Source organism: Streptomyces sp. SID14478 (assembly GCF_010548525.1).
In the GTDB taxonomy this organism is placed as follows: Bacteria; Actinomycetota; Actinomycetes; order Streptomycetales; family Streptomycetaceae; genus Streptomyces.
The window spans coordinates 1-8,577 of the sequence record NZ_JAAGMG010001268.1 but is presented as its reverse complement, the minus strand read 5'-3'; the positions used below and the strand labels follow the sequence as shown (position 1 = coordinate 8,577).

Here is an 8,577-nt window from a genome sequence, read left to right as displayed (position 1 = left end):
GCGCGGCGTCCTGGTCCTGTTCGACGCCGGGGAAGGCGGCGGTCCAGTCGACCTCCACGCCGTGGGTGTACGCCTCCGCCGCCGCGGTCAGGAAGCGCCGGAGCCCGCCCTGGCCGCGCAGCAGCGTCGGCAGCACCGGGTGTGCGGCGCCCGCCGCGTCGAGGGTCTGGCGCACCGCGGACGCGAGGACGGGGTGCGGGCTCACCTCGATGAAGACGCCGGGCCGGTCGTCGGCGCAGGCCCGCACCGAACGCGCGAACTGCACGCGGTTGCGGAAGTTCTCGCACCAGTACTGCGCGGTCAGTTCGCGGGTGTCGACGGCGGTGCCGGTGAGGCTGGAGTAGAAGGGGACGCTGCCCGCGTCCGGCGTGAACCAGTCGAGCGCCGCGCGCAGCCCGCCCACGACACCGTCCATCTGCGGGGAGTGCGCGGCCATCGCGACGCCGATCACCTGGGCGCGGACCCCTTCGGCGGTCAGCTCCGCGACACAGCGCACGATCGGGTCCGTCGCCCCGGCGAGCAGCACGGAGCGGGGCCCGTTGACGCCGGCCAGGACCAGGTCCTCGCCCCAGGAGGCGAGGCGCGGCTCTATCTCGTCGGCGGACAGGGCGACGGACGCCATGTCCCCGTTGCCGACGAGGGGCATGAGTTCCTTGCTCCACTGCGCCACCGCGCGGGCGCCGTCGGCGATCTCCACGCTGCCCGCGGCATGGGCGGCGGCGAGGTCGCCCATGCTGTGTCCCACGACGGCGTCGGGCACGACGCCGAAGGAGCGCCACAGTTCGGTGAGGGCGGCGCTGACCGCGTAGAGGGCGGGCTGCACGACCTCGACCCGGGGCGTGGTGCCGGGCGCGGCCGCGGTGTCCAGCGCCTCGGTCAGCGACCAGCCGGACTCGGCGGTGAAGACGTCGGCGCAGCGCGCGATGGCGTCCGCGAACACCGGTGCTGCGCCCACGAGTTCGGTGGCCATGCCGGGCCACTGGGAGCCCTGGCCGGGATAGACGAAGGTGACGGGGGCCGCGGAGGTCGCCGTCGCGCGCGCGAGCGCCGGGTGCGGGGCGTCGTCGGCGAGGGCGGTGAGGCCGTCGAGGAGTTCCTCGCGGGTGGCACCGACGATCACCGCCCGGTGCGCCAGCCGGTGGTCCCGGCGGGCGAGCGCGGCGCCGAACGCGTCGACGCCGGTGTCCGGGTGTGCGTGGAGGTGGTCGACGAGCCGGCGCGCCCAGGCCCGCAGCGCGTCGTCGTCGGCTCCCGACAGGACCCACGGCCTGGCCGCCCCTGCGGCAGCTGCGGAAGTGTTCTTACCGTGACGGGGACTGCCGTTCACACCTGACTCCTAGTCGTCCGCGCATTACCAGGGAGTGGGTCTCTGCAAGGCGGGGTGCGTAAACCACGGAAAGAGACAATCAACCCCGTGTCATAAACGGTCTACTACCTTTGTTCAATGGCCAGTTGAACGTACACCAGGCCACCTGACGCGCCAAGGTATCTTCGTTCGGCGAACCCGATGCAAAATCGAGAAACCGCAGGCCAAGGCCGCATGCCCTGGGGGCGATCAGGCGAATCCCAGCGGCGGGATATCGATCCTCGAGCTTCCCTTTAGCTGCATTCCACCGGCCTGCGCGAAGATGCTGGGTGGAAGCGGTTCCGGCCGGTCCGTAATCGGCGTCGTGAACTCCTCGACAACGGCATCCAATTGAAGGGCCGGTGAGCCTTGCTACCCGCGCAGAAAACCCACACGCTTTCCTCTGCCGAGGCGCCCGCGGACCGGGGAGGACTCGCCGAGCGGCTGCCGTCGCTCACCGGGTTGAGGTTCTTCGCCGCGTTCCTCGTGTTCCTGTGCCATGCGCTGAGCCAGTTCAACCCGCAGGTGGACTCGGTCTCGCACGACGTGGCCTACTTCCTGCTGCCGGCCGGACCCGTCGGCGTCTCCTTCTTCTTCCTCCTCAGCGGCTTCGTCCTCACCTACGCGGCGCGGCCGGGCGACACGGTGCGGCGCTTCTGGCGCCGCCGGGTGGTGAAGATCTATCCGAGCCACGTGGTGACCTGGTCGGCCGGTCTCGTCCTGGCCTGGGTCACCGGCGCCGTGGTGACCACGTCCACGACCGCCGCCGCGCTGCTGCTCGTTCAGGCCTGGAAGCCGGGCATGATCACGACCGCCACGGTCAACCCGATCTCGTGGACGCTCGCCTGCGAGCTCTTCTTCTACCTGCTGTTCCCGTTCCTGTACCGGGGGCTGCGCCGCCTGTCGCGCCAGTGGCTGTGGCCGGCCGCGGGCATCCTGACGGCCCTGGTCATGGCCGTGCCGCAGCTGGCCCGGCTGGTGCCCGGTGAGGTCACGCCGCTCGCGGGCTACAGCATGAACCAGTTCTGGCTGGTCTACACGGCGCCCCCCGTACGGCTCCTGGAGTTCGCGCTCGGCATCGTGCTCGCCCTCCTCGTGCGCGAGGGCATGTGGCCGCTGCTCAGCGTCAAGCTCGCCGGCGCCCTGTGCGTGGCGGGCTACGCGGTGGCCGGGATCATGACGATGGTCACCGAACTGCCCCACCTGTGGGCGATGGTGAGCGCCACCGTCATCCCGCTGGCCGTGCTCATCGCCACGGCCGCGAGCCGCGACCGGGCGGGCCTGCCCTCCCTGGCGCGCCGCCCGCGCGTGGTGCGGCTCGGCGAACTCTCCTTCGCCTTCTACCTCGTGCACCACATGATCATCACGGCCTTCTTCGCCGCGCTGCCGGACGACGTACGACCGGGCCTGCTCCCGCTGACCGGCATCGCGGTCGTGCTGTTCCTCGTCTGCTGGGGCGCCGCCTGGCTGCTGCACACGGGCGTCGAAATGCCCGCCATGCGCCGCTGGAGCCGCTCGTCGGCCACTCCACGCGGACCTCTCCCGCCCCACCCGGCCGCCGGGCACCGCGAGTCCCCCGCCGGGGAAAGGACATCATGAACCAGCCGCACCTGCCCGAGGTCCTCGACCTGAGCGGCGAGCTCTTCCACACCGACCAGTACGCCACCTACCGGGAGATCCTCGAACAGCGCCCGGTCACCAAGGTCCGCTTCTACGACGGCTCGTTCGTCTGGCTCGTGAACCGTTACGAGGACGTGCGCGCCGCCCTGAGCGACGACCGGCTGAGCAACGACCCCACGAAGCAGTCGGACATCGACCTCTCGGCGGCCACCGGTATCCCGGCGGACCTCGTCGAGTACTTCCAGCGGAACATGTTCCGCAGCGACGAGCCGGACCACGGCCGGCTGCGCAAGCTCGTCTCCCGGGAGTTCACCATGCGGCGCATCAACGCGCTGCGGCCGCGGATCCAGGAGATAGCCGAGGACCTGGTGGAGAAGTTCGCCGCCACCGGCGGCGGTGACCTGGTGGCCGCGCTCGCCCGCCCGCTGCCGCTCACCGTGATGTGCGAACTGCTCGGCGTGCCCGAGGAGGACCGCACCGACTTCCAGATCTGGTCCTCGCACGTCGTCGAGAGCGACCCGACGTTCGCGGAGCGCAACGCCGTCTCGTACCGCAGCCTCTTCGAGTGCATCCGCTCGCTGATCCACCGTCGGCGCGACGAGCCGGGTGACGACCTGCTGTCGGCCCTGGTCGCTCTGCGCGACTCCGGGGACGGTGACCGCCTCTCCGAGGACGAGCTGATCTCGACGGCGTTCCTGCTGCTCGTCGCCGGGATCGAGACCACGGTGAACGTGCTCGGCACGGGGTCCTTCCTGCTGCTGTCCCACGCCGACCAGCTGGCCCGGCTCCGCGCGGACGACGGCCTGTCGGGCTCCGCCGTCGAGGAGATCCTGCGCTACATGGCGCCGATCGAGATGACGACCCGGCACACCCTGGAGCCGGTCGAGATCGGCGGGGCGTCCATCGACGCGCAGAGCACGGTCCTGATCAACCTGGCCGCCGCCAACCGCGACCCGGCCCGGTTCCCCGACCCGCAGTCCTTCCGCGTCGACCGCAACGACGGCAGCCACCTCACGTTCGGCCACGGCATCCACTACTGCCTCGGTGCCGCGCTGGCGCGAGCGGAGGCGGAGGTCTTCTTCGACGTACTGCTGAAGCGCTTCCCGACCCTGGAACTCGCGGTTCCCACAGAGGAGTTGACGTGGCGTCACGTCTTCATGCGGGGTCCGCTCGAACTGCCCGTCTCCTGGCGGTGACCGCGTGAAGCGTGCCCTCACCGATCTCGCGCTCTTCGGCGGCCCCACGGCGTTCCTGCGCCCGCTCCTGGTGGGCATGCCCACCGTCGGCGACCGGGCGCGGTTCCTCGCCCGCCTCGAATGGGCCCTGGACAACGACTGGCTGACCAACGGCGGCCCGCTGACCACGGAGCTCGAGGGCCGCATCGCCGACATCGCCGGGGTGCGGTACTGCGTCGCCACGTGCAACGCCACCGCGGCGCTCCAACTGGTGCTCAAGGCCTCGGGGGTCACCGGCCAGGTCATCATGCCGTCGCTGACGTTCGCGGCGACTCCCCACTCGGCTGCCTGGGTCGGCCTCGAACCGGTCTTCTGCGACGTCGACCCGGTCACCGGCTGCCTCGACCCCGCACGGGTCGAGGAGCTCATCACCCCCGACACCGGTGCCATTCTCGGCGTCCATCTGTGGGGCCGGACGGCCCCGGTCATCGAGCTGGAGAAGGTGGCCGCGGAGCACGGGCTGAAACTGTTCTTCGACGCGGCCCACGCCTTCGGCTGCACCTCCGGCGGCCGGCCGATCGGCGGTTTCGGCAACGCCGAGGTGTTCAGCCTGCACGCCACCAAGACGGTCATGTCCTTCGAGGGCGGGGCGGTCACCACCGACGACGGCGAGCTCGCCGAACGGCTCGCGGCCCTGCGCAACTTCGGCATCGACCGGGACAGGTCGGTGAACGCCGTCGGCATGAACGCCAAGATGAGCGAGTGCGCGGCCGCCATGGGCCTCACCTCGCTCGACGCCTTCGAGGAGACCCGCGCGCGCAACCAGGAGAACCACGCCCTGTACCGCTCGGAGCTGCGCGGCGTCCCGGGCATCGAGGTGCTGGCCTTCGACGAGGGCGAGCGCAACAACCACCAGTACCTGATCCTGCTCGCCGACCGGGAGGTCACCGGCCTGCACCGGGACCGGCTGCAGGCGCTGCTGGAGGCCGAACAGGTCTTCCCCCGGCTGTACTTCTCGCCGCCCTGCCACCAGATGCCCATCTACCGGACCGATCCCCCGCTCCGGCTCCCCCACACCGAGCGCCTGTCGGAGCAGGTGCTCGCGCTGCCCACCGGACCGTCGGTGTCCTTCGAGGACATCCGCCGGGTGTGCAGCATCATCCGGCTCGCCGCGGAGCGCGGTGGGCAGATCGAGGCGATGTGGGACCAGGCAGTGCCCGCATGAGCGCCATCGGTCCGACGTCCGACCCGGAGGTAACAGTTCTCGTGGACACCGCCCAAGCGGTCACGCCCGCGCAGGCGATCGAAGACGTGGCACGTCCCGGCGGGGACCGTGCCGCGGCGATCCGCGCCCTGCGCACCCGCCTCGCACTCCTCGGCGACACCGGCGAGGGGGCCGGGGAGCGGGCGGAGCACCTCGCCGACCTGGCCGTCCGGTACGGCTCTCATCCGTTCACCACGCTGGAGCAGGCCCGTCATCTGCTGGGCGTGGACCGGGCGGCCTTCGCGACGCTGCTCGGCCACTTCCGCCGCGTGCCCGAGCTCGGCACCGCCGTCCAGCACGGCCCGGAGGGCAAGTACTGGACGAACACCATCCTGCCGCTGGAGCGCACCGGCGCACTCGACGCGGTGGTGCACGGACGCCCGGCCTTCCCCTACAGCGTCGGCCTCTACCCGGGCCCGACCTGCATGTTCCGCTGCCACTTCTGCGTACGCGTGACCGGTGCGCGCTACGACGCCTCGGCACTGGACGCCGGCAACGCCATGTTCGCCTCCGTCATCGACGAGGTGCCCGACACCCAGCCCTCCACGGTCTACTTCTCCGGCGGGCTCGAACCGCTCACCAACCCCGGGCTCGGTGAACTGGCGGCCCGCGGCGGCGCCCGCGGGCTCGACATGACGCTGTACACCAACGCCTTCGCCCTCACCGACCGGACGCTCGAACGCCAGCCGGGACTGTGGTCGCTGCACGCGATCCGCACGTCGCTGTACGGACTGAACGACACCGAGTACGAGGCCACCACGACCAAGCCGCGCGCCTTCCGGCGGGTCAGCGCCAACCTGGGCGCGTTCATGGAGCAGCGGGCGCGGCGCGAGGCGCCGCTGCGCCTCGGCCTCAACTACATCGTCCTGCCGGGCCGCGCCGACCGGCTCATGGACCTCGTGGACTTCGTGGCCGACCTGAACGAGCACGCCCCGGACCGTCCCCTGGACTTCGTGACGGTGCGCGAGGACTACAGCGGCCGGGAGGACGGCGCTCTCGCGGCTGCCGAACGCGCCCAACTGCGCGACGCGCTGCGGGACTTCACCGCGTACGCGCGCGAGCGGACGCCCGCGCTGCACATCGATCTCGGGTACGCCCTGGAGAGCCTGCGCAGCGGGGTGGACACCAAGCTCCTGCGCATCACCCCGCAGACGATGCGCGGCGCCGCCCACGCGCAGGTCGCGGTGCAGGTCGATCTCCTGGGCGACGTCTACCTCTACCGCGAGTCGGGGTTCCCCGAACTCGCGGGCGCGCACCGCTACATCGCCGGACGCGTCACGCCGGACAAGAGCCTGCACGACGTGGTCCGGGAGTTCGTCGAGAGGAACCCGCACATCGAACCGCGGCCCGGCGACGAGTACTTCCTCGACGGCTTCGACCAGGTCGTGACGGCCCGCCTGAACCAGATGGAGCAGGACACCGCCGACGGCTGGGGAGAGCACCGGGGACTGCTGGGCGCGGACACGGGGCCGTGAGCGCGCCGCAGCGGGCTCAGCGGGCGGCCACCCGCTCCTCCAGCGCGGCCACCACCGCCTGGGGGCTGGGCTCGGCGCGGGTCTCGTCGCGCAGCGCGCGGGCCCGGTCGAGGAACGAGGCGTCGGCGAGCACGCGTGCCACGCTGTCGCGCAGGTCCTCGGCGCTCACCTCGCCCTCCTTCAGGTGCAGACCCGCGCCCGCGGCGGCCGTCTGCTGCGCGCGCAGCACCGTGTCCCACAGGAACGGCACCACGATCTGCGGCACCCCGTGGTAGAGGGCCGTCGACCAGGTGCCGTAGCCGCCGTGGTGGACGACGGCGGCGCAGTCCTCCAGGAGCACGTCCAGCGGGGCGAAGTCGACGACCCGGACGTTCTGCGGCAGCGGGCCGACCTCGGCCAGCGCGGCGGAGTCGGCGGTGACGACGAGTTCGGCGTCGACCTCCGCGAGGACCCGCAGATAGCGGTGCAGGACCTCGGGGTCGGTGGTGAAGCTGCTTCCGGTCGAGCCGGTCGTCAGGCACACCCGGCGCCGCGTCGCGGGCTCGCGCAGCCAGTCCGGGACGACGGCCCTGCCGTTGTAGGGCAGGTAGCGCACGCCCACCGTCGGCAGCGACAGGTCGAGCCGGAAGCGGGCCGGCAGCGTGTCGACCGACCACTGGCCGACCACCAACTCCTCGTCGTAGGCGACCCCGTGGCTCTCGGCGGCACCGGCCAGCCAGTCGCGCAGCGGGTCGGGGCGCTGTCCGGCGGGCCGTTCGCCGAGCAGCCGCACGAACTCCTGGCGGAAGTGGGCGTTGAGGTCGCTCGCGCTCAGCACGCGGGCGTGGGCGGCGCCGCAGGCCCGCGCGGCGATCGCCCCGGCGAACGTGTACGGCTCCCACAGCACGAGGTCCGGTTGCCACTGGCGGGCGTAGGTGACGAGGCCGCGGACGAACGACTCGTCGTTGATCACCGAGTAGAAGTAGGGAACGGACAGGTCGTACAGGTTGAACAGGTAGTCCCAGTCGATAACTTCGGGTTGGGACAGGTCGATGTCCGCGGAGTACTTCTGGATCTCCGCGCCCTTCTCCACCATCGCTTCGAGCAGACGGTGGTCCTCGCCCACGGGTACGGCGGTCAGCCCCGCCGCGGTTATCTCGTCCGCGAACGCGGGCTGGCTGGCCACGCGCACGTCGTGCCCCGCGGCACGCAGGGCCCCCGCGAGAGGCACGAAGCCGTGGAAATGCGAGGTGTGCGCGAAGGCCGCGATGAGCACACGCATGAACAACTCCCCCAAGGGCCAGAGCAATTGACGGACAGTCGCCGATTGTGCCCCGGCACCCGGATCCTGCCCACGCGCAACGGTCCGCGCTGGATCCGGGGACGAGCGCCCCTTGAGCGAGGCCCCCTGGAGCGCGCGCACACCGCCGGCGCCGGGCGGAGCCACGCACGCCACGCACGCCACTGAGAGAGGCAGAAGCAATGGCCGGTCCCCTCCCCCGCGGTCCTCGGCGGCCCCTGGTCGTCGTCCTGGGCGCCTCCGGGTACATCGGCTCCGCCGTGCTGCGGGAGCTGTCCCGCCGTCCGGTACGGCTGCGCGCGGTGGCCCGCGGCCCGTTCGCCCCGCCCGTCGGCGGCCCGGCGGCGACCGAGGTGGTGCGCGCCGACCTCACCGAGGAGGGCGCCGTCGCCGAAGCGGTGCGCGACGCCGACGCGGTG

At 71.8% G+C, this 8,577-nt stretch carries 7 protein-coding genes; 5 read left to right on the top strand and 2 right to left on the bottom strand.

Annotated features, from left to right (window positions below):
* Positions 1-1,327 (bottom strand): acyltransferase domain-containing protein (locus G3I40_RS40585; RefSeq protein ID WP_164559830.1); only part of this gene is annotated, 1,327 nt, incomplete at its 3' end.
* Between the two features lie 387 nt (positions 1,328-1,714).
* On the opposite strand from G3I40_RS40585, the gene G3I40_RS40580 reads away from it, so the two are divergent.
* The 4 genes from G3I40_RS40580 to desII are packed head-to-tail and all read left to right on the top strand — an operon-like array spanning position 1,715 to position 6,879.
* The gene (locus G3I40_RS40580; protein ID WP_164559829.1) at positions 1,715-2,944 is read left to right on the top strand and encodes an acyltransferase; all 1,230 of its coding nucleotides are present in this window, start codon (positions 1,715-1,717) and stop codon (positions 2,942-2,944) included.
* The gene (locus G3I40_RS40575; protein ID WP_164559828.1) at positions 2,941-4,161 is read left to right on the top strand and encodes a cytochrome P450; all 1,221 of its coding nucleotides are present in this window, start codon (positions 2,941-2,943) and stop codon (positions 4,159-4,161) included. Before G3I40_RS40580 ends, G3I40_RS40575 begins: the two co-directional genes overlap by 4 nt.
* Before the next feature lie 4 nt (positions 4,162-4,165).
* Positions 4,166-5,365, top strand: a complete 1,200-nt coding sequence (locus G3I40_RS40570) for a dTDP-4-dehydro-6-deoxyglucose aminotransferase (RefSeq protein WP_164559827.1) — start codon at positions 4,166-4,168, stop codon at positions 5,363-5,365.
* Positions 5,362-6,879 (top strand): dTDP-4-amino-4,6-dideoxy-D-glucose ammonia-lyase, encoded by a 1,518-nt coding sequence (gene desII, locus G3I40_RS40565; protein ID WP_203645705.1) that lies wholly within the window; start codon positions 5,362-5,364, stop codon positions 6,877-6,879. Before G3I40_RS40570 ends, desII begins: the two co-directional genes overlap by 4 nt.
* 16 nt (positions 6,880-6,895) lie before the next feature.
* On the opposite strand, the gene G3I40_RS40560 is transcribed toward desII, so the two are convergent.
* Positions 6,896-8,140, bottom strand: coding sequence for an activator-dependent family glycosyltransferase (locus G3I40_RS40560; protein WP_164559826.1), 1,245 nt, complete (start codon positions 8,138-8,140; stop codon positions 6,896-6,898).
* A gap of 200 nt (positions 8,141-8,340) precedes the next feature.
* Here G3I40_RS40560 and G3I40_RS40555 point away from each other — a divergent pair.
* The coding region (locus tag G3I40_RS40555; protein ID WP_164559825.1) for an NAD-dependent epimerase/dehydratase family protein at positions 8,341-8,577 on the top strand (237 nt) is incomplete at its 3' end.